21 protein-coding genes and 1 tRNA gene are annotated in these 19,943 nt (G+C 45.2%); 8 read left to right on the forward strand and 14 right to left on the reverse strand.

From position 1 onward, the window contains the following. Nucleotides 1-27 precede the first annotated feature (27 nt). Nucleotides 28-543, reverse strand: a complete 516-nt coding sequence (locus V1L65_RS07675) for a VOC family protein (protein ID WP_331698521.1) — start codon at nt 541-543, stop codon at nt 28-30. 155 nt (nt 544-698) lie between these two features. Here V1L65_RS07675 and V1L65_RS07680 point away from each other — a divergent pair, with 155 nt between their 5' ends. From V1L65_RS07680 to V1L65_RS07690, 3 genes are all read left to right on the forward strand, one after another. Continuing rightward, nucleotides 699-1,517: a helix-turn-helix domain-containing protein gene (locus V1L65_RS07680; protein ID WP_331698522.1), complete on the forward strand. Its 819-nt coding sequence runs from the start codon at nt 699-701 to the stop codon at nt 1,515-1,517. A 112-nt stretch (nt 1,518-1,629) separates the two neighbouring features. Continuing rightward, on the forward strand, nt 1,630-1,788 hold the full coding sequence (locus V1L65_RS07685; protein ID WP_331698523.1) for a hypothetical protein: 159 nt from the start codon (nt 1,630-1,632) through the stop codon (nt 1,786-1,788). A 143-nt stretch (nt 1,789-1,931) separates the two neighbouring features. After that, nucleotides 1,932-2,618 carry a transcriptional regulator gene (locus tag V1L65_RS07690; RefSeq protein WP_331698524.1) on the forward strand — a complete coding sequence of 229 codons (687 nt, stop codon included), beginning with the start codon at nt 1,932-1,934 and terminating at the stop codon, nt 2,616-2,618. Nucleotides 2,619-2,859: 241 nt separating this feature from the next. Here V1L65_RS07690 and V1L65_RS07695 read toward each other — a convergent pair. Together V1L65_RS07695 and nrdR are read right to left on the reverse strand one after the other, a co-directional pair. Then, nucleotides 2,860-2,935 (reverse strand) — tRNA-Ala (locus tag V1L65_RS07695). 269 nt (nt 2,936-3,204) lie between these two features. Next, nucleotides 3,205-3,675 (reverse strand): transcriptional regulator NrdR, encoded by a 471-nt coding sequence (gene nrdR / locus V1L65_RS07700; RefSeq protein ID WP_331698525.1) that lies wholly within the window; start codon nt 3,673-3,675, stop codon nt 3,205-3,207. Between the two features lie 273 nt (nt 3,676-3,948). Here nrdR and V1L65_RS07705 point away from each other — a divergent pair, with 273 nt between their 5' ends. Continuing rightward, on the forward strand, nt 3,949-4,161 hold the full coding sequence (locus tag V1L65_RS07705) for an alpha/beta-type small acid-soluble spore protein (RefSeq protein ID WP_331698526.1): 213 nt from the start codon (nt 3,949-3,951) through the stop codon (nt 4,159-4,161). Nucleotides 4,162-4,261: 100 nt separating this feature from the next. Here the strand turns inward: V1L65_RS07705 and V1L65_RS07710 are convergent, their stop codons facing one another. From V1L65_RS07710 to V1L65_RS07760, 11 genes are all read right to left on the reverse strand, one after another. Beyond that, nucleotides 4,262-4,828 (reverse strand): lytic transglycosylase domain-containing protein, encoded by a 567-nt coding sequence (locus V1L65_RS07710; RefSeq protein WP_331698527.1) that lies wholly within the window; start codon nt 4,826-4,828, stop codon nt 4,262-4,264. Further along, nucleotides 4,825-5,421 carry a dephospho-CoA kinase gene (coaE, locus tag V1L65_RS07715; RefSeq protein WP_331698528.1) on the reverse strand — a complete coding sequence of 199 codons (597 nt, stop codon included), beginning with the start codon at nt 5,419-5,421 and terminating at the stop codon, nt 4,825-4,827. The genes V1L65_RS07710 and coaE overlap by 4 nt, the downstream gene beginning before the upstream one ends. A 15-nt stretch (nt 5,422-5,436) precedes the next feature. After that, on the reverse strand, nt 5,437-6,162 hold the full coding sequence (locus V1L65_RS07720; RefSeq protein WP_331698529.1) for a manganese efflux pump: 726 nt from the start codon (nt 6,160-6,162) through the stop codon (nt 5,437-5,439). A gap of 187 nt (nt 6,163-6,349) precedes the next feature. Further along, a complete protein-coding gene (gene mutM, locus V1L65_RS07725; protein ID WP_331698530.1) occupies nt 6,350-7,216 on the reverse strand; it encodes a DNA-formamidopyrimidine glycosylase in 867 nt (288 codons plus the stop codon). Between the two features lie 64 nt (nt 7,217-7,280). Continuing rightward, nucleotides 7,281-9,959 (reverse strand): DNA polymerase I, encoded by a 2,679-nt coding sequence (gene polA / locus V1L65_RS07730; protein WP_331698531.1) that lies wholly within the window; start codon nt 9,957-9,959, stop codon nt 7,281-7,283. 162 nt (nt 9,960-10,121) lie between these two features. Continuing rightward, complete coding sequence (gene phoU, locus V1L65_RS07735; protein WP_331698548.1) at nt 10,122-10,781, reverse strand: phosphate signaling complex protein PhoU; 660 nt, start codon at nt 10,779-10,781, stop codon at nt 10,122-10,124. Nucleotides 10,782-10,850: 69 nt separating this feature from the next. Next, nucleotides 10,851-11,606: a phosphate ABC transporter ATP-binding protein PstB gene (gene pstB / locus V1L65_RS07740; RefSeq protein WP_331698532.1), complete on the reverse strand. Its 756-nt coding sequence runs from the start codon at nt 11,604-11,606 to the stop codon at nt 10,851-10,853. Between the two features lie 24 nt (nt 11,607-11,630). Continuing rightward, the gene (pstA, locus tag V1L65_RS07745; RefSeq protein ID WP_331698533.1) at nt 11,631-12,506 is read right to left on the reverse strand and encodes a phosphate ABC transporter permease PstA; all 876 of its coding nucleotides are present in this window, start codon (nt 12,504-12,506) and stop codon (nt 11,631-11,633) included. A gap of 2 nt (nt 12,507-12,508) precedes the next feature. After that, complete coding sequence (pstC, locus tag V1L65_RS07750; RefSeq protein ID WP_331698549.1) at nt 12,509-13,360, reverse strand: phosphate ABC transporter permease subunit PstC; 852 nt, start codon at nt 13,358-13,360, stop codon at nt 12,509-12,511. A gap of 217 nt (nt 13,361-13,577) precedes the next feature. Then, a complete protein-coding gene (locus tag V1L65_RS07755) occupies nt 13,578-14,591 on the reverse strand; it encodes a PstS family phosphate ABC transporter substrate-binding protein (protein ID WP_331698534.1) in 1,014 nt (337 codons plus the stop codon). Between the two features lie 129 nt (nt 14,592-14,720). Continuing rightward, complete coding sequence (locus V1L65_RS07760) at nt 14,721-15,890, reverse strand: methyl-accepting chemotaxis protein (protein ID WP_331698535.1); 1,170 nt, start codon at nt 15,888-15,890, stop codon at nt 14,721-14,723. Between the two features lie 157 nt (nt 15,891-16,047). On the opposite strand from V1L65_RS07760, the gene V1L65_RS07765 reads away from it, so the two are divergent. Genes V1L65_RS07765 through V1L65_RS07780 form a run of 4 tightly spaced genes read left to right on the forward strand, consistent with a single transcriptional unit; the run spans nt 16,048 to nt 19,401 of the window. Further along, the gene (locus tag V1L65_RS07765; protein ID WP_331698536.1) at nt 16,048-17,223 is read left to right on the forward strand and encodes a M20 family metallopeptidase; all 1,176 of its coding nucleotides are present in this window, start codon (nt 16,048-16,050) and stop codon (nt 17,221-17,223) included. Then, a complete protein-coding gene (locus V1L65_RS07770) occupies nt 17,224-18,006 on the forward strand; it encodes a threonine/serine exporter family protein (RefSeq protein ID WP_331698537.1) in 783 nt (260 codons plus the stop codon). Between the two features lie 59 nt (nt 18,007-18,065). Continuing rightward, complete coding sequence (locus V1L65_RS07775) at nt 18,066-18,500, forward strand: threonine/serine exporter family protein (RefSeq protein ID WP_331698538.1); 435 nt, start codon at nt 18,066-18,068, stop codon at nt 18,498-18,500. 13 nt (nt 18,501-18,513) lie between these two features. After that, nucleotides 18,514-19,401, forward strand: a complete 888-nt coding sequence (locus tag V1L65_RS07780) for a helix-turn-helix domain-containing protein (protein ID WP_331698539.1) — start codon at nt 18,514-18,516, stop codon at nt 19,399-19,401. Nucleotides 19,402-19,943: the final 542 nt, after the last annotated feature.

Genomic DNA, 19,943 nt, shown 5'->3' on the forward strand with positions numbered 1-19,943 from the left:
TGATGCCGGTTCGATGGGTCAAATCGGTTATAAACTCTTACTCCATTCGGCCACCCTGCGTTGGCTCTCTTCTTCCGATATATCCACAATGCGAGTCATAATCGACCATCTGATGCCAAATGGATCTAAAATACTGCAATATCGGTCTCCTGAAACAAAATCCGCAGGCTTTTCTCTCACAGTAGCGCCGTTGGCTACCGCCAAAGAAAAGATCTGGTCAACGTCTTGAACATATATTCCTAATGAATAGCATGCATTCCCATCTCCTGGAGGTAAAACTAATCGGTAAGTAGAATTAGCGGCCCCTAATTGTAAATATCCATTACCAAAATCAATATCCGCGTGGATAATCATTGAGTTTCCGTCTATACCTACATCCGTCACACTTTTTACTTTTGCCCCAAAAACGGTTTCATAGAAAGCTATCGCTCTAGCGGGATCCTTCACAACAATAAACGGCGTAATGGCACTGTACCCTATCGGTATCCCGTTTTTAGTATATTCCCCAGTTACACCCTCACTATGTTTTTTGTCGTTTGACATTGCCTTTCCTCCAATTCAAATATTTCATTTCAAACAGTCTTTTCTTGCAATTTATTTTGCGAAATGAGCTCGTTTCTGCTAGTCTCTATTATAGAATTTTCATTTTCGGAAGTATTGTAAAAAAGCGACATTAAACAAAGAGAAGGAGTACGAGTATGAAAAAAGCAGAGAATTCATCCTCGCGCGGTATATTGAAAGCTGATGCTGGAAAAAGCATGTATACGTTATCCCGTTATGAATCCGGAGTAGAGCTCAAACCGTTCATCGAGCATTACTGGAGCATTCGCTACGATTTGGACAAAGAAACATCATACAAGCAAACGGTTCTATCCTATCCGAATATCCACCTTGCTTTTGAACAAGACACCGAAGGTCGCCGTGCATTGCTGTATGGAGTTCCAAAAACTCCGTTTGTGCGTGAGCTTCGCGGATCCGGCAGAGTGCTTGGTATCAAGTTTCGTGCAGGCGGCTTTTACCCGTTTTGGGGACAGGACATATCGTTACTTTATGGAGTGACGATCTCAGCGTCTGAAATATTTGGACCGAGTGCTCAAAGCTGGCTAGATGACATTCTCGATGCAGACGATGATGCTGCAATGGCACGTCAGGCTGATATTCTTTTAGAAAATCGGCTGCCCGATCGTGATGCCCAGGCCGAGCTAGCTGCACACATAGTAGAGGAAATAAAGAATAATAGCAGCATCATAAAGGTAGAGGAATTAAGTATGCATAGCGGGTTATCGATCAGGCAATTACAGCGACTTTTCCGCAAATATGTCGGTGTCACTCCAAAATGGGTAATCAAACGCTTTCGTCTGCAAGAAGCTGCGGAACGCCTTGAGCGAGAGGATGAAAGAATATGGCCGGACTTGGCAGTAGAACTCGGTTATTTCGATCAGGCCCATTTCATTAAAGACTTCAAAGCCGTCATCGGTCAGTCACCAGCAGCTTATAGGAAAGGTATGCAAATATAACAGGTTTGTGCCTGCACCTATTGAATTCCGGGGATTGCCCCGGGGCAATCCACATAAAAGAAAAGCCACTTCGAATGAAGCGGTTTGAGTGTTTATAACCTCTCTTTACGAAATGAAGATCCGTAGTCAAGTTTTGAACAGTCAAAGACTCCTTCTCCTATTGCTCACCATCACTATGCTCTCCAGTCGTGCTTTGAAAAAGCGCATCGATTTAACTGTTCACGACACCATTATTGAATTCCTGATCCAAGCTGCTTTCGAAGCCTATTGAACAGAACAGACTTCAATGCTATACTTGAACCATCAGACATGAAGCACATGCCGCTTTGATACTTGAATGTATCGAAGCGGCTTTTCTATTTTTCAGGTGATAAGGAGGGGCAGCACATATTTAATCAAAAGTATGAGTCGTGGATGCAGAAGCAGATTGAGCAGGAAAAGAATCACAGAAGACGCGAGTTGTTGCAAAAAGGATTAAGCCACGGGACGGTGGAAATGTTGCGTTCTATTTGGTATCCAACCGTCAGTAACTTCGATTATTTATATCCCGAATGGGAGGTCCGTGATTTCAATAATGAATACAGGTATCTCGATTTGGCTTTTTTACCGGGAAATATGAAAGGAGATATTGAAATTCACGATTATCGGTCACATGCCCGTGATTTGGACACACGAAGGTTTAAGGATCTGTGCCGCAGACAAAGTTTATTGTCTCTCGATGATTGGGTCTTCTTTCCGATTGCGTACTTGTCTATTCGTGATGAACCGGAATTTTGCAAGCAACTGATCTTATCGTTCATTGGAAAATTTCTGTCTTTCGAGGTGGATGCCCGGTTGAATTGTGTGGAAGCAGAAACGGTTCGATATGCACGCAGAGTGCTCAAGCCTTTTATGCCAAATGAACTCGCTGTACATCTTCGCGTTACAGAACGATATGCTCGAAGTATATTGCGTAGTCTGGTAGATACCAATCATTTAGTAGTTGCAGGAGGAAATGTAAGATACCGGACTTATCAGTTGAATGTTGGGGAGAGTTTGCGAAACTTGGATGGGGCTAACGGAACCAAGAGGCGTTATATGGACCAAAATGGACGAGATTAAATTCTAACGGAACTCAAATGCGTTATTGATGCAAACTTCTTGTTTCTCACCACAATTTGCTCATATAGCGACGCTGAGTTCCGTTACATTTTATTTTGGCTCTTGTTTATAGAAATAAGGTCGTGCTGTTCCGTTATCGTGGAGGTTTTTGCACGCGGACTGAACCCTGGGTTCGCCCCCTTTAAGGGCTCCACCAAACACAAAAAAACACGCCGTTACTTGGCGTGTTGAATATTATGTTTGGTGGAGCCAAGGGGGATCGAACCCCTGACCTCTACACTGCCAGTGTAGCGCTCTCCCAGCTGAGCTATGGCCCCGTATGACCAAGTAATATCGTATCACATGGCAATTGATGGTGTCAACGACAAAATGACCCTGTTTAGAAAACAAGAAAAACAAATCAAAGTTCAGTTTGGACGATAAGAGAGTTTTGGAGCCTCTCCCAGCCCAGACTAATCAGCGATTGCTCACACCTGCTGTAGTTACTAAATCTGCCTCATGCTTTAAACAGCTGATGCTGCACCGCAACTGCAATGCGCATCGCTGTAAAGCATGAGGCAAGACTGTAATTAGCTCGACGCCTTCGCTATTCTTTTTTCTCTGGTGTGCCTGACAGCAGGCTGTTCAGTTCTTTCATAAACATATCGATATCTTTGAACTGGCGGTATACAGACGCAAAGCGCACATAAGCGACCTCATCCAGCGGATAGAGCTGGCTCATTACGATAGCGCCGATCTCGCTGCTTTCAACCTCGGCATGGGCCGTCGTGCGAAGCTCCTTTTCTACCTCAGATACGATAACCTCAAGCTGTTCAACGGGAACCGGACGCTTCTCGCATGCGCGAATAAGCCCTCTTAAAATTTTATCCCGGCTGAACTCCTCTCGGCTGCCATCCTTTTTAATAACAATAAGTGGTGTTTCTTCAATCATTTCAAAGGTTGTGAATCTTCTGCTGCACTGCTCGCATTCGCGGCGACGGCGAATTGATTTGTTCTCGTTAGCTGGTCTAGAATCCAATACCTTTGTTCCTGAATAGTCGCAATAGGGACATTTCATTCGAATTTGCCGCCTCCAATCTATAATCTGAATTGCTTAATTAAAGTTCATGCTTATCAATAATTGCCCACAATTTAATCGACAGCCTAATGTTATCCATTATCTAAAATGAATACTGCTGTATAAATCATATCAAACTATACGTATACATACTACTCTTATCAGCAATTCCATCGATAAAAAAATAAAAAACTACGATTTCCAACGATTACCTGAATGAAGTTCGAAAATCCGCACATAATACATTTACCAACCGCAAGGAGGTGAACAAAAATGAGCAATCGTAGCAGCAATCAATTGGTTGTACCTCAAGCAACTGCCGCTTTGGATCAAATGAAGTTCGAAGTAGCGCAAGAGCTTGGAATCGCTATTCCTCAAGATGGCTACATGGGTAATATGACTACTAAAGATGCTGGTCATATCGGAGGTAATATTACTCGTCGTCTAGTACAGATGGCACAACAATCCCTATCAAGCCGTCAATAATTTTTGAATATTATGCTCTATGAATAGAAGCCTTGAAGAGCTTGTCCTGAAGTGACAGTTCTTCAGGGCTTCTGCTTATTTTCAACGTTAAAAATGCATGCTACATATTAGGGTAAAGCTCCTTGTACTTATTATAATAATAATGAACTCTTTGTACATAGTGGCGTGTTTCGCCAAAAGGTATTTGCTTTACCGTCTCCAGATTGCCGTCCCAAACGCCGGAATTAAGCCATTTGCGCACGTTCCCGGGTCCAGCATTGTAAGCAGCGACAGCAGCAATTTTATTGTTATCAAATTGCTCCACCAGCGAGCTCAAATACCAGGTGCCTACCTCAATACTAATATCTGCGCGATCTCGCAGCATATCTACACTAACATTGTCGAAGCCCGCTTTTTTAACAACCCATTCCGCTGTACTCGGCATAATTTGCATTAGCCCCAGCGCGCCTTTTCTGGATTCACGTCCTGTTTTGAAATTGGATTCCGAGCGGATAATCGCAGCTACAAGCTGGGGCTCGACATTATAATTGCTAGCACTTATCCGTATATCGTCCTTGAAATGAACAGGATAAATAATCGGCGCGAGTAAATCTGATTTTACAAATAGAACAGCACATATAATCAGCAGCACGATCAAATAAAATCTTTTGCGCACTTTAAGCTTCATAGGAAACCTTTTGCTTTTAAAAATTGTACTACTTGCTGCTCCGTCTGCTCTATTGAGCCGCTGTTGTCAATAACCCAATCCGCTCTTTGACGCTTCTGTTCTATATCCATCTGCAGCGCTACTCTGCGTTCTGCTTCTTCCTTCTCCATTGCATTGCGCTCCATCAATCGTTGGATTTGCAAATCTTCTGGAACATACACAACCATTATCCCTTCGTAAAGCTGCTCCTGCTTCGTTTCATAAAGTAAAGGGATATCTGCTGCAATCAATGACTGCGGATATTGCTGAACCAATCTATGTAAGCTGCTTTGCATTTGTTCGCGAATAGCTGGATGGGTAATAGCTTCAAGCTTTTTGAGCTGTGATTGGTCTTGAAATACGATTTGGCCTAAAGCGCCGCGATTGAGTGATCCATCCTTTTGAAGGATAGCTTGTCCGAAAGCGGAGGCAATTGCCTCCAATGCAGGTTTACCGGGCTCGACGATCTCTCTCGCTACTTGATCGGCATCAACTACATGCACACCATGCTTAGCCAATAGACTTGCGACTGTGCTTTTACCGCTTGCAATGCCGCCAGTTAATCCGATAATCAATCCCATCACCTCCAATTACATCATTCTTAATACACCTATTACAACTAAAAGCACACCTGGCAGCAATGCCAGCAAACGAACATTTCTCATTGCAGAAAAACGAAAACCTGTCTGCAGTCCAAACACTAATAAAAGTGCACTGGAAAAAGCGATAACGATTGCGGTTGCCAAAGCAGGCAGACCGAGCAAAGCTGCGCCCAAGCCTGCCCCGAACGCGTCCAGCGAAAGCGCAGTGCCAAGCATAAACGCCTCCATGGCTGAAATGTTGCCTGACTTATCGACATCCGCTGCTTGTGGTGTACGCAAAATTTGAATAACAAGACCGAGTCTTTTCAGCTCCAGCAATATGACCTGCTTAGGCGCGTCCTTATCGGACGTGGCCTCATCAGCACTATTTTCATTATCTTGCGAAACAAGCTGCTCTGAAGGACTGCTGTCTCCGGTACTTGCATCCGTATCCGGCTTATGATGCCGTGAACGGATAAATTGTACGATCGACCAGCTGCCAATCAGCATCAATATGACTGCTCCAATAAGATTTGCAATAAAATCTGACAGGTACAGGCTTAGCCAGCGTCCGGCCAGCATCGAAAGCCATATAATAAAGCCCGAGCAGCAAGCAATAATTACAACTGATAACAAAGGAATGCGAATGCGCCGCAAGCCATAAGCGATTCCAACTCCAAATCCGTCCAGACTGACAGCTATTGCAAGTACGAGCATAGAGACGATGATTTCCAACTCTGATTACCTCCCCGCCTGTCGAGCCTTAACCTGTCAATTTAAAAATTGAACTAAAAAGGGCTAAGGCCTAACCGATGTGACACAACCATCATATGCGAGGAGTTTATCTCTGTGCATAACCGATACAAAAGTACAACTTGCTGCCAGGTTGCGCGCAAGGCTACACGACACGGCATCTAGGTCTTCAGGACAGGCGCGTGTGTAATTCGGCAGCTGCAGCTTTGGGAAGCTTCTGGCATTTTGGGCAAATATGAGTGCCTCTTCCAGCTACTTTCAGCTTTTCTATTTTACTTGAGCAATGAGGGCAAGGTTCATTTTTTTTGCCGTATACAAGCAGCTGCTGCTGGAACATTCCCATCTCCCCTTGTCCGTTCACATAGGATTTGATAGAAGAACCACCTGCGTTCACTGCACTGGTCAATGTATGCTTAATCGACTCATACAGACGCTTCCATTCCGCTGCAGACAAAGAGCCCGGCTCCCGTTCGGGGTGAATGCGAGCTTGAAATAATGCTTCGTCAACATAAATATTGCCAAGTCCCACTACATGCTCTTGATTGAGCAGTAAAGCTTTAATCTTAGATGAACGATGCTGCATCGTTTCCTTGAGCGCCTTCAGCGTAAACTGCTCATCAAGCGGCTCTATACCAAGCTTATTCAAAGGAGGGAGCTCAAATTCCTCTCCCGGCAAAAACAGATGCATCGTACCAAACTGCCTTACATCCTTGTAACGCAGCTCAGTTCCATCTGCAAAATGAAAAATAACATGAGTATGCGCCTCTACAGGCTCTGCCTGCTTATATACGCCATATCTGCCTTCCATTCGCAAATGAGAAACAAGTATAATTCCGTCGAGCACAAACCGTAAAAATTTGCCTCTGCGCTCAACCGTTTGTATCGTATGACCAGCCAAAGCGTCGGCAAATTGCTCCGGCTCAATCGGCCGCTGTATGATGCGGGGCAGGCTTACAGTGACAGACCTGATTGTTTTGCCTGCAACCAGCTCCACCAATGTTCTTCTGACGGTTTCAACCTCTGGTAATTCTGGCATAGCTACTCTCCCCATGCATGCTGCCTTCGGCAGGCAGTTCTTTTCATTTTAACTAACGCTAATATTACTTGGCTTCATACCAGCTTTCTCCATAGCTCACATCAGCGCGCAGCGGCACATCCAGCTCGATTGCCCTTGACATAACTTCAGGCACTAAGTCCTTCATCAGTTCCAGCTCATCGGCCGGCACTTCGAATACAAGCTCATCGTGCACCTGCAGCAGCATGCGGCTTTTCAGCTTGCGTTCTTTAATCATTTCATCCATTTGCACCATTGCCAGCTTGATTATATCCGCTGCGGTACCTTGAATCGGCGTATTCATCGCTGTACGCTCAGCAAAAGAACGGAGATTAAAGTTCGAGGACTTGATTTCCGGCAAATATCTTCTGCGCTCCAGCAATGTCGTTACAAAACCGTCCTGTTTGGCTTGTGCAACTATATTGTCCATGTAATTTCTTACACCCTTGAACACGTTGAAATACTGCTCGATAAAGGAAGCCGCTTCTTTTCTTGTAATACCAAGATTTTGTGACAGGCCAAAATCGCTTATGCCGTATACAATGCCAAAATTAACTGCTTTCGCTGACCGTCTCATATTGGCATCCACCTGCTCGGCAGTTACGCCAAACACGTCCATTGCGGTTTTTGTGTGGATATCCATGTCATGAATAAAAGCTTCCTTCAAATTATTATCGCCTGAAATATGCGCCAGCACTCGCAGCTCGATTTGCGAATAGTCTGCTGCTAATATAAACCAGCCCGGCTCGGACGGCACAAAAGCTTTTCTTATTTTGCGTCCTTCCTCCAAGCGGATTGGAATGTTTTGCAGGTTAGGAAATTGACTGCTGAGACGTCCGGTTGCAGCAATCGTTTGTCGATAATACGTATGAATTTTGCCAGTCTCGCTGCGTACCTCCTTCAGCAGGCCTTCTACATAAGTAGATTGCAGCTTGGTAAGCTGGCGGTAATTCAAAATCAGCGGAATAATCTCATGATAAGGCGCAAGATCCTCTAGTACTTCGGCATCTGTGGAATAGCCCGTTTTTGTTTTCTTTTTGGCAGGCAAACCGAGCTTTTCAAACAATATCTCACCAAGCTGCTTAGGCGAATTGATCTTGAATTCCTCGCCTGCATGCTTGTAAATTTCTTCTACCATAATCGAAATTTGTTTATCCAGCTGCTCCCCCAGTGTGGACAGCTCATCAGCTTGAACCGCTATGCCCTGATATTCCATCGCTGCCAGCACGCGAGAAAGCGGCTGCTCGAGCTCAAAATAAAGCTTGCTCATATGAGTGCGCTCCAGCTCGGCAGTAAGGATCGGTGTCAGCTTTCGGACAGCTTCAGCCTTTATCGCCAAATGACGATACAGCGTCTCGCCTTCAGGCAGCTTGAATTTGGCTCCTTTGCCGTATACAGCATCGTCGGACGGAATGCCTGCAATTCCCATCTTATCGCAAATGCCGCTAAGCACCTGGTTGCCATCCGTCGGATCAAGCAAATAAGCGGCAAGCTGAACATCAAACGCCATTCCGCCCAGCTTCATATTATGCCATTGCAAGGCCAGCTCGACCTTATGCAAATCATAGCCGTATTTAGGCTTGGATTCATCAGCGAGCCAAGCAAGCAGCCCGGCTAATGCATCATGTGCAAGCAGTTCATTTGGAACAACAAATACTTGCTTTTCAAATGCGACAGAAACTCCGGCCAGCCCAGCATGATGCGGATTTTCACCAATCGCCTCAATATATAAGCCATGCTGCTCCGATTCATCTAGCAGTTTAACCAGTTGAGCAACTTGCTCATCAGCTTGCTGCTCGTCCACTACTGTAATTGCAAGCTCATCCGCTGCAGCCTCTGCTTCGATTGCCGATGCTCCTGCACTGCTGCTAAGCTCAAGCCGTTCAAGCAGCGATTTGAATTCAAGCTTGCGAAGAACCTCGGCCAGCTTCTCCTGCTCATATCCGCCATATTGAATATCAGCCTCGCCTTTTTCAATCGGCACCTCGCGATAAATCGTAGCAAGCTTCTTGCTCATAATTGCATCGTCGCTATGATTCGTCAGGTTTTCCTTGAGCTTGCCTTTAAGCTGGTCAAGACTGCCAAGCACATTTTCTACCGATCCATGCTCATGAAGCAGCTTAAGCGCGGTCTTCTCGCCGACACCGGGAACACCTGGAATATTGTCTGATGCATCTCCCATAAGCCCCTTTAAATCGATGATCTGCAGCGGTGTAAGCCCGTACTTTTCATCGATGCCTGCAGGTGTGTACAGATCAACCTCGCTCACCCCTTTGCGGGTTACCGCAATAGTGACTTGGTCGGAGGCAAGCTGGAGCATGTCCTTATCTCCCGTCACGACGATCGCCTGAATAGCCTTTTCATCCGCTTGTTTCGTTAAAGTTCCAATAATATCATCTGCTTCATAGCCTGAAATTTCATATTGCGCAATGCCAAATGCATCAATCAGCTGCTTAAGCATCGGGAATTGTTCGGATAGCTCCGGCGGTGTTTTTTGGCGGCCGCCCTTATATTCGCTGTAGCCTTCATGACGGAACGTTACTTTGCCAGCATCGAATGCAACCAGCATATGTGTCGGCTTATGCTCTTCAATCAGCTTAAGCAGCATCGTTGTAAAGCCATAAACAGCATTTGTATGCTGTCCGGCTGAATTGGTTAGCGGAGGCATTGCAAAAAATGCCCGATAGGCAATGCTGTTACCATCTATTAACATCCATTTACTCATATTCGATCAACACCTCGCCTAATTAATGCCTACTTTACTATCATAACACAAAATGGGCTATCCCCAAGCATCTTCGCCTGTTGAAAACCCATCTTTAACAAATTCTAATTTTTTCTAGTCAAGAAGAAACGCTGAACGTCCTTAGTTAAGGATGATACATAGTTATGTGTTCAAATCCGGTCTCTTTCCGGTTATCAAATAAACGACGCTCTCGCCAATATTGGTAGCATGATCACCAAAGCGTTCGATATGGCGGCCAACTACATTAAGCAGCGAGGCCTGGGCAATATTGCGCGGATTTTCCATCATCAGCATGTTCAGCTCACGCATAATTTGCCCGAAAAGCGCATCAACGGTATCGTCATCCTTTGCCATTTTATAAGCCAGATCTACATTCTCCTGCACAAACGCTTGAATCGACTCATTCGTCATGCTGCCTACTATTTCCGCCATGCGCGGCAAATCAATCAATGGTTTAATAATCGGCTGTCCTTCAAGCCGTATAACAACCTTGGCAATATTAACCGATAAATCCCCCATACGCTCCAAGTCGCTGGCAATTTTGAAGGCAGATAAAATACGTCTCAAATCTTTCGCAACAGGCTGTTGAGTAACGATCAAGCGCGAGCCCAAATCCATAATCTGCTCTTCCATCTGATTAAGCTCCGAATCCTTTGCTATAACATTTTCTGCTATCCGCACATTTTGCTTAAGCAATGAATCCATCGCTTCTACAAGTGAATTTTCTACAAATTTCCCCATCTGTACAATCAAATTATGAAGCTGCTCAAGACCAGAATCAAATTCCTTGCGCACTGTCATCATTATGAACACTCCCCAAACAATAGATTTAAGCACTCTTTAATCCGCTTTTAAAATACTAGAGACCTCTTAGCCAAAACGTCCGCTTATATAATCTTCTGTACGCTGGTCAACCGGATTAGAGAACAGCTTCTCCGTTTCCGAATACTCAACAACCTCGCCATTTAAGAAGAACACAGTCTGATTCGAAACACGGGCAGCCTGGTGCATATTGTGTGTGACCATTACAATCGTATAATTATTTTTCAGCTCCTGTACAAGCTCTTCAATTTTCAAGGTGGAAATCGGGTCAAGCGCTGATGTCGCCTCATCCATAAGCAAAATATCCGGATTGACCGCGAGTGCTCTCGCTATACACAAACGCTGCTGCTGACCGCCAGAGAGACCAAAAGCGGACCGTTTCAAATAATCCTTCACTTCATTCCAAAGCGCTGCAGAACGCAAGCTTGTTTCTACAATTTCATCGAGCTTAGCTTTGTTATGGATGCCATGAAGCCTTGGACCGTAAGCGATATTGTCATATACGGATTTAGGAAAAGGGTTTGGCTGCTGGAACACCATACCGACTTTTTTACGAAGCGTCTCTACATCCACTTCATTGGAATAAATCTCAGTCCCGCCTATTTTAAGCTGACCTTCAATTCTCGTGCCGGGAATCATATCATTCATGCGGTTAAGCGTGCGAAGCAATGTGGACTTGCCGCAGCCGGAAGGTCCAATAAACGCAGTTATCGCCTTTTCAGGAATAGTCAGTGAAACGTCCTTCAAAGCCTGGAAAGTGCCATAATACAAGTTTAAATTTTTGATATTTATGAGAGCGTCCATATCGTTCCCTCCATCTTTTTGTAATTAAACATTTTTCTGATACTTGTTGCGAAGCAGAATTGCCGCAAAATTCATAAGCAGCAGTAGAACGAGCAGCACAATAATGCCGCCGGCCGCAAGCTCTTTAAATTCAGGCTGTGGCTTGGATATCCAGTTATATACTTGAATCGGTATGACCGTGAAAGAATCCATAATGCTATTCGGTAAAAAGGCAACATAAGTCAGGGCTCCGATCATTACTAGCGGAGCAGTTTCTCCAATCGCACGTGACATAGCCAAAATGACGCCTGTCATAATACCCGGCATAGCCGATGGCAGCACGGCTCGTGAGACAGTTTGCCACTGTGTTGCTCCCAGTGCAAAGGAAGCATCGCGTCTTGATCTTGGCACTGCGCGAATCGCTTCTTGAGCTGCGACAATAATAATTGGCAGGACAAGCAGCGTCATGGTCAGAGCCCCTGCAAGCAAGCTTCTATCTAAGGATAGAAGGCGGACAAACAAGGCAAGGCCCAATATTCCGTATACGATAGAAGGAACCCCTGCCAATGTGCTTATATTAAGCTGAATCAGCTTCGCAATGCGGTTTTTCTTGCCGTATTCCTCCAGATAGATAGCCGCTCCGACACCGAATACGAAAGCTAGCGGGGCCATAATGCAAAGCATGTAGATCGTTCCTACGAATGCAGACTTCATACCGGAAGCTGCTGCCTTACGCGATGGATACTCGGTGAATAGCTGGGGCTGAACCTTAGCTATACCATCGATAACAATATCAATCAGCAAGGCGCACAGGGCGATGACACCGACCGAGGTTGCCGCGACAAATAGTAAATGCAGCATCCAGTCTATACGGCGGCGTTGAGCAATCTGCTTGCGATTTGCATCTTGAAATATACTCATGCCTAGTACTCCTCTCTGAATCGTTTTGCAACATATTGGGCAACAATATTAAGCAAGAAAGTAATGACGAACAAAGTCATGCCGACAGCGAAAATCGAGCCATATTCAATAGAGCCATGAGGTGTATCGCCTAAGCTGACCTGTACGATATAAGCAGTCATCGTCTGAATACTTTCCAGCGGGTTCACTGTCATATTCGGCGTAGCGCCCGCTGCCAAAGTAACGATCATCGTCTCGCCAATCGCACGGGAGAAAGCAAGCACGGCCGATGCCACAATGCCGGACAAAGCGGCAGGCACAACTATTTTAAGCGCAACCTCGAATCTTGTGGCGCCCAGCGCATATGCGCCGTCACGAAGTGATCTTGGTACCGCGGACATCGCATCCTCACTAAGGGAGCAAACCATAGGGATAATCATAATACCTACTACAATACCAGCGCTCAATGCGTTAAACGTTCCTGCAGAGCTGAATATATCTCGAATAATCGGAGTTACAATACTTAGTGCAAAATAGCCATATACAATCGTCGGGATACCGGCCAGAACCTCCAGTATCGGCTTTACAATATTGCGCACGCGTTTAGGTGCATATTCCGATAGATAGATAGCACTGGCAAGACCGATCGGAACAGCAACTAAACACGCGATAACCGTAATCAGCAAGGTGCCTGATAATAGCGGCAATATGCCAAAGCTTTTTGGCGGAATTAATGGCGACCACTTGGTGCCGAATAAGAAGTCTGCAATCGGAATAGTTTTAAAAAAGCTGTATGTTTCCGTAATTAATGTGACGACAATTCCAATCGTCGTTAGAACGGATACGCTGGCGCAAAGAAAAAGCAGTACAGGCATTACTTTGTTGATTATGCTTACACGCTCGTTCTTAAATCGACCAATCGATGGCTGGCTAGGTGCACTAGCTCCCAGTTTGGACGGTTCGGCTTGCTGCGTCATTGGACGGCCTCCTCTTTACCCTTTTACAAATCTTTAACATCATTGGCGAGAAAAATGTGATGCCCGATAAGGCATCACATCTTGCATCACATTTTTCTCGCCTCTTATAAGTGCGTTATTTAATTTTAGCTGCTTCTTCTTTGTACTTCTCATCCGGCAATGCTACGTAACCAACTTCGCCAGCCATTGCGCCGATGTTGTTAATGTAGTATTTCAAAAACTCGTTCACTTCAGGACGTGCCATCTCTGCATTGTTAGCATAGATGAACAATGGTCTGGAAAGCGGTGAATAGCTGCTGTCTTTGATTGTTTCGTAAGATGGAGTTACTGCGCCTTTGCCGCCGTCAATTGGAACAACCTTCAGCTTGTCTTGGTTTTCTTCGTAATAAGCAAAACCGAAGTAGCCAATGCCGAACTCGCTGCCTGCAACGCCTTGAACTAGCGTATTGTCATCTTCGCTGAATACGATCGCTTTGTCGTTGCGAATACCTTTTTTGTCAAGAACAGCTTCGTTGAAATAATCATAAGTACCAGAATCGGCACCAGGAGAGAACATTAGAATTTCTTTGTCCGGCCATGTGTTGCGAACATCTTTCCAAGTTTTAACGCCAGACTCCGTTACGAAAATTTTGTTCAGTTCTTCAATAGTCAAGTAGTCGATAAAATCATTATCTTTGTTAATAACTACAGATAGTCCGTCGTATGCTACAGAAAGCTCAGTAAACTCGATTCCCTTATCCGCACATGCTGCTGCTTCCTCATCTTTAATGTTGCGTGATGCATCTGCAATTGCAATTTCACCTGCGCAGAAACGCTTAAAGCCGCCGCCTGTTCCGGAAACGCCTACCGGTACACGCACATCAGGATGCTCTTTGCCAAACTCCTCTGCAGCTGCTTCTGTCAATGGGAATACTGTGCTGGAGCCGTCTACCAAAATTTCACCTTTAAGCTTCGCAGTTTCACCCTTTGGCGCTTCGCTTGCCGGCGCTGTAGCTGAAGGAGGTGTTGTAGTTGCTGCTCCCTGATTTTTATCCCCGCTGTCCGTTTTATTTCCACAAGCTGATGTAAGCAGCAAAATAGCCGCTACCGATGCTAGAATAATCCCTTTTGCTTTCTTTCTCTTAACCAAAACAACCACTCCTCTGAATTGAATGTTTAATATTTTTTATCGTTCCTACGCTTCTAATACTACTAACAGTTTGTTAATGAAGTATTCTGATTTTGTAAATGCAGTGTTAAAAGTATTGCGATTTGTTAATCAATTTTCATAGGAAGCTCTCAATTTTTCCATTTCATCTGCTACTAGAACGGCATGCTGATAGGAATGCTCAGCCAATTTGCCGATATGCCTGCCGCTTTCCTCGTTTTGATGGGCTGTATTCATCAGCTGATCGAATACAGTCTCCGTCTTTTTTACAAACTGCCGGCTTGCCATCGTTTCATCCTTGCCCGTCTCTACTGCGGCTGCTGTATCTTCTATCGCATGTATAACGGCTTTCGTTATTCTAGTAATTTCATTAGCAAGCTGCTTTGTTTCATTAGCGAGCTTCATTACCTGCTCTGCCACGACCGCAAACCCTCTTCCATGCTCACCCGCCCGCGCTGCTTCAATAGATGCGTTCACTGCAAGAAGATTGCTTTGCTCTGCCAGTCCTTTTATTAAATCGGTAACTTTATAAATGGCTCCCGCTTCCTGCTGCAAATTTTTCATTTGCTCCTGCTGCACCAACGCGTTTGACAAAATGGATTGAAAAACATCTGTCACCTTTCCAAGCTCGCCTCGGCCGCTGTTCATCAGCTCAGACATCGCGATGGCCTGCTGCTCGCCCTGTTTTGCAGATCGATGCACTTCAGAAATGACATCCTTGATTTGCTGCAAGCCGGTTTCGGCGGATGCAATGACAGCGATTTGTCCTAAAATAGCTTTTTCTTGCAAAGCGCTAGAAAGCTTAAGTAAATCTGATACCGTTAATATTCCGTGCAATCTTTCCTGGCTAGTTACCAGAACACAGTCATATAAAATATGCTCCTGGCGCTGCAAAGCTCTGCTAATGACCTGCTGCGGCTCCTCTTTTGCATCTACGATTAAAGGCTGCTGATCCATTAAAGCTTCAATCGGCTTGTCATACCACAGCTCGGCACTAAACCGCTGGCCCAGTTTTAGAAAAAAACGGGGTCTCATTAATATCCCAAGCGGCTTGTATAATGGCGTACATACGACCAAGCATTCACTTTCAGGATTTTGCCGGAATAGTTGTATAGCCTCCCTACATGAAAGTTCGGGCGGAGCAATCAAGGGTTGTCTTATGTAAGAGCCCCATTCTTCATCTTTTTTTCTGTTTGCTGAAGCTATTGCTTGGGTTGAGCCTTTCATTTCAATTACAGCTGCAATTTCTGACTGATTTGGCCGTTTCACTACAATTGCCATAGTACTTTGACCTCCCTAATTGTTAGTGACACCATTACTATAGAACTAGTTCATTAAACCAAAACGAGATTCATGTTATGGGATTGTAAAAATAATTGCAAAAGGGAATATGTTATAATAGAAGCGTGACTATTATGAGGATAAAGAGGATAAGCCTATGTCTAACAAGAACATTGTAATGGAAGCTATAGATACAAATGCCGAACAATTCAAGCAGGTTTCCCGCTCAATTGGGAGCAGGCCTGAACTGGGCCATAAAGAATTTTTCGCCTCTGACTTATTGATTAAAACACTTGAAGGCCATAATTTCTCTATCGAACGCGGTGTTCTTAATTTGCCGACTGCGTTTATAGCCACCTATGACTCCAATCGGCCGGGGCCGACAGTGGGCTTGCTTTGTGAATACGACGCTTTGCCTGAAATTGGCCATGCTTGCGGCCATCATTTGATTTGCTCAATGAGTGCTGCGGCTGCTGTCGGACTCAAATCTGTTTTGAATGAAACAGGCGGCAAAATTAAAGTTTATGGCACGCCGGCAGAAGAAACGATGGGCGCCAAAGTGCCGATGGCCGAAGCAGGTCTGTTCGACGAATGCGATTTTGCTCTAATGGCGCATCCATATTATCAGTTCGAACGATCAGGCACCTCGCTCGCGCTCGATGCCGTTCAATTTGAGTACTTCGGCAAAGCCTCTCATGCAGCGGCTAACCCGGAGGAAGGAGTCAATGCGCTAGACGGTGTGCTGCAGCTGTTCAACAGCATCAATGCACTGCGCCAGCAGACGAAATCCGACGCGAGAATTCACGGCATCATCGATCAAGGCGGCAGTGCACCCAATATTATTCCGGACTATGCGTCCGCTAAATTTTATATTCGCTCGGCTTCGCGGGCCTATACGAATGAGCTTACGGCTAAAGTAAAGAAATGCGCAGAGGGCGCTGCCTTGCAATCCGGCTGCGAGCTGCGCATGAATCACTATGAGCTGTCTTATGATGAATTGATTACAAATGAAGCGCTATCCGATCAATTTCAAAAAAACTTGCTGGAGATGGGCGTTCCTGTGGAGGAAATTGGGGAAGGCCAGGATCATGGCTCTCTTGATCTTGGCAACGTATCGACTCGCTGTCCGGCTATTCATCCCTATGTCAAAATCGTGGAAGAACGCTTTTTGCTTCATACCGAGCAGTTTCGCGATGCAGCCATGACAGAGCAGGCGCTTGAACGAATGATTTTTGGAGCCAAGCTTCTGGCAGCCACAGCTTATGACGTGTGCTCGAACGAAGCACTGCTTAAGCAAATACGCGCACAATTCCAAGCTTTGCGGAGGCAATAGATGATGCCGGACCTCACTTCTTCAGACGCAGCTGTCCAGCCAGATACACAAACAGTTACGAAGCTTTGCCTGCTGGCAGGCAAAATCATTATGCAAAGCGGTGGCGAGACTCAACGTGTAGAAGATACGATGATGCGTATTGCCGCCGCTTACGGGCATCATAATTCACATAGCTTCGTTACGCCAACTGGGATCCTGTTCGCGATAGACGGCTCCTCCCATGTTACCAGGCTAGTGCGGATCTCTAACCGATCCAACAATTTAAAAAAGGTCGCGATCGTGAATGATATTTCGCGTAAAGTAGCCAGCAGCGAGCTGGATTATCATGAAGCACTGCAGCAATTGCAGCATGTTGACAAGGCGCAGCTGGATTACCCCAGTTGGCTCACGACACTAGCTGCTGCTGTCGCCAGCGCCTGTTTTCTGTATATGTCCGGCGGAACATGGTACGAGCTGGCCCCTGTTTTTATAATTGGCGGGATAGGCTACAGCTGTTTTAATCTTTTACATGATTCTATAAAAATTAAGTTTTTTGCTGAATTTATCGCTGCTTTGCTAATCGGAACGCTTGCCGTTGCTGTCGTACATATGGGACTTGCCTCGCAGCTTGATACGATTATAATCGGCTCCGTAATTCCGCTGGTGCCCGGCTTGCATATTACAAATGCTATACGCGATCTTATGGCCGGCCATTTAGTATCTGGAATTTCCAAAGGAGCAGAAGCCTTTCTGACGGCATCCGCGATCGGAGCAGGCATCGCTGCTGTACTATTTGTTTTTTAGAATTGTTCACTTCAAAGAACGACGAAATCATTTACTTGGCAGAAAGGAGTTAGCGCGTTGTGGATATTATATTGAAGCTCCTGATGAGCTTTATTGCTACCTCCGCTTTCGGGCTTATATTCAATGTGCCTTTGCGCTTGCTGCCAATCTGCGGTACAGTTGGTATGGGCGGCTGGCTCGTCTTTATTGCCGGTGAAGAATGGCTGGGCCTTAATCCCATTGCGGCAGTTATGCTTGCAGCGTTTTGTGTTACAGCAATTAGCCAGATTTTTGCCCGGCTCTTAAAAACGCCGATCATTTTGTTCAACGTATCAGGCATTATTCCGCTGGTTCCCGGCAGGCTGGCTTATAACGCCATGCGCAATGTCGTCGAGGATCAATATGATATCGCCCTGCAGCTTGGCACTCAGGTGCTGCTCATTTCAGGGGCAATAGCGATTGGTCTGGTGCTCTCTGAGGTCGTTCATCAATTTATTCGCAAAGCTGCTCGGTAAGGGAGATATGGAAATGAAGATGGAAGCGTTCAATGAAATGGTGCCCTATGAAAATCCCTTATTATCGATTCGCATTTTCCGCACGAAGCGAGCCGGCGGCAACTACATCAACTGGCATTATCACAAGCAGCTGGAGCTGCTTCTCATTATAGAAGGCGAGCTTGATGTTTCTATCGCGGAAGAAACTTATCCGCTTAATGAAGGCGATATTGTGCTTATCGGCGCCTCGGAGCTGCATCGTGACCGTACGCTGCATTCCTGTGACTATATCGTGCTGCAATTCGAGCTGGAAAACTTTTTTGACCACAGCTCAATCTCTTACTTGAAATATTTTTCAGAAACGCATATGCCTTTAAGCAAGGCAAACTATATATTCAGGCAGTATCCAGAGGTAAAAAAAGCAGCATCTCAGCTTATTATGCAAATATTGGAAGAAACACAACTGAAAAAACCGGGCTATGAGCTGGCCGTCAGTATCCATATCAAACAATTGCTTCTGCTTCTGCTTAGAAACGACAATCGTCAAGTGCTGCTGGAGCAAGACAATTTCGATAAAGTACGCCTTAAGCCTGTGCTCGATTATATTGACCAGCATTTGCATGACCGCATTTCGGTAGAGGAAGTATGCAAGATTGCCAATATGAGCTACTATTATTTCGTTAAATATTTCAAAAAAACGCTAGGGCTCTCCTTCACGGAATATGTCAACTACCGCAAAGTGAAATCTGCAGAACGTCTCCTTCTGACGAAGGACTTAAGCATTGCGGAAGTCAGCGATCGTGTCGGAATGCCAAATATGGCCCATTTTTATAAAATGTTCAAAAAATACAATGATTGCTCGCCGAAGCAATTTCAAAGCAAAATGCTGCAGTGGAAGCAGCAGGATGATTATAAGCGGTAACAAGCTATTAACTTAAACTAACGATGCTTTGAGATCTGTTACTTTAGGGGCTTTTGCTGCATTGCCGATTGGCAAACTTGGGATAGCAGTGCGCTGTTTGTAACAGCAGTACAATTTGTGGCCAGCAAATACGCTACTTCTGATTCTAACGAATCCTCATGGCGCTATTTGGCCTGATTTGGCTGTTTTGATTTTGTAACGAAGATCTGATGCGCTATATGTGAACTAATGTCAGTCCGGAGACCCTTTTTGATCAAATAAGACACTGTATGAGACTGTCGATTAATTGTGGATAGTTGCAACAAGCAATAGAAAGGGGTATCACTGCGATCAAGATTGGGATTCCGACCGCTGTTGTAGTCCAATTTTTATGAATAAATAACCCTTGTAAAGGAAAAAATTAGCCTACAAAGGCGGACGCTGCCACTTCTCCATTCCCAAATCTTGCTCTCCGTTTCCCTTTTCATTGCTTTTGAATGTTTTCAACCTAATCGACAGTTTCTCAGCGCACTGTTGTGCTTATAACATCAGATTTCAGAATC

Source organism: Paenibacillus sp. IITD108 (assembly GCF_036541265.1).
Taxonomy (GTDB): Bacteria; Bacillota; Bacilli; order Paenibacillales; family Paenibacillaceae; genus Pristimantibacillus.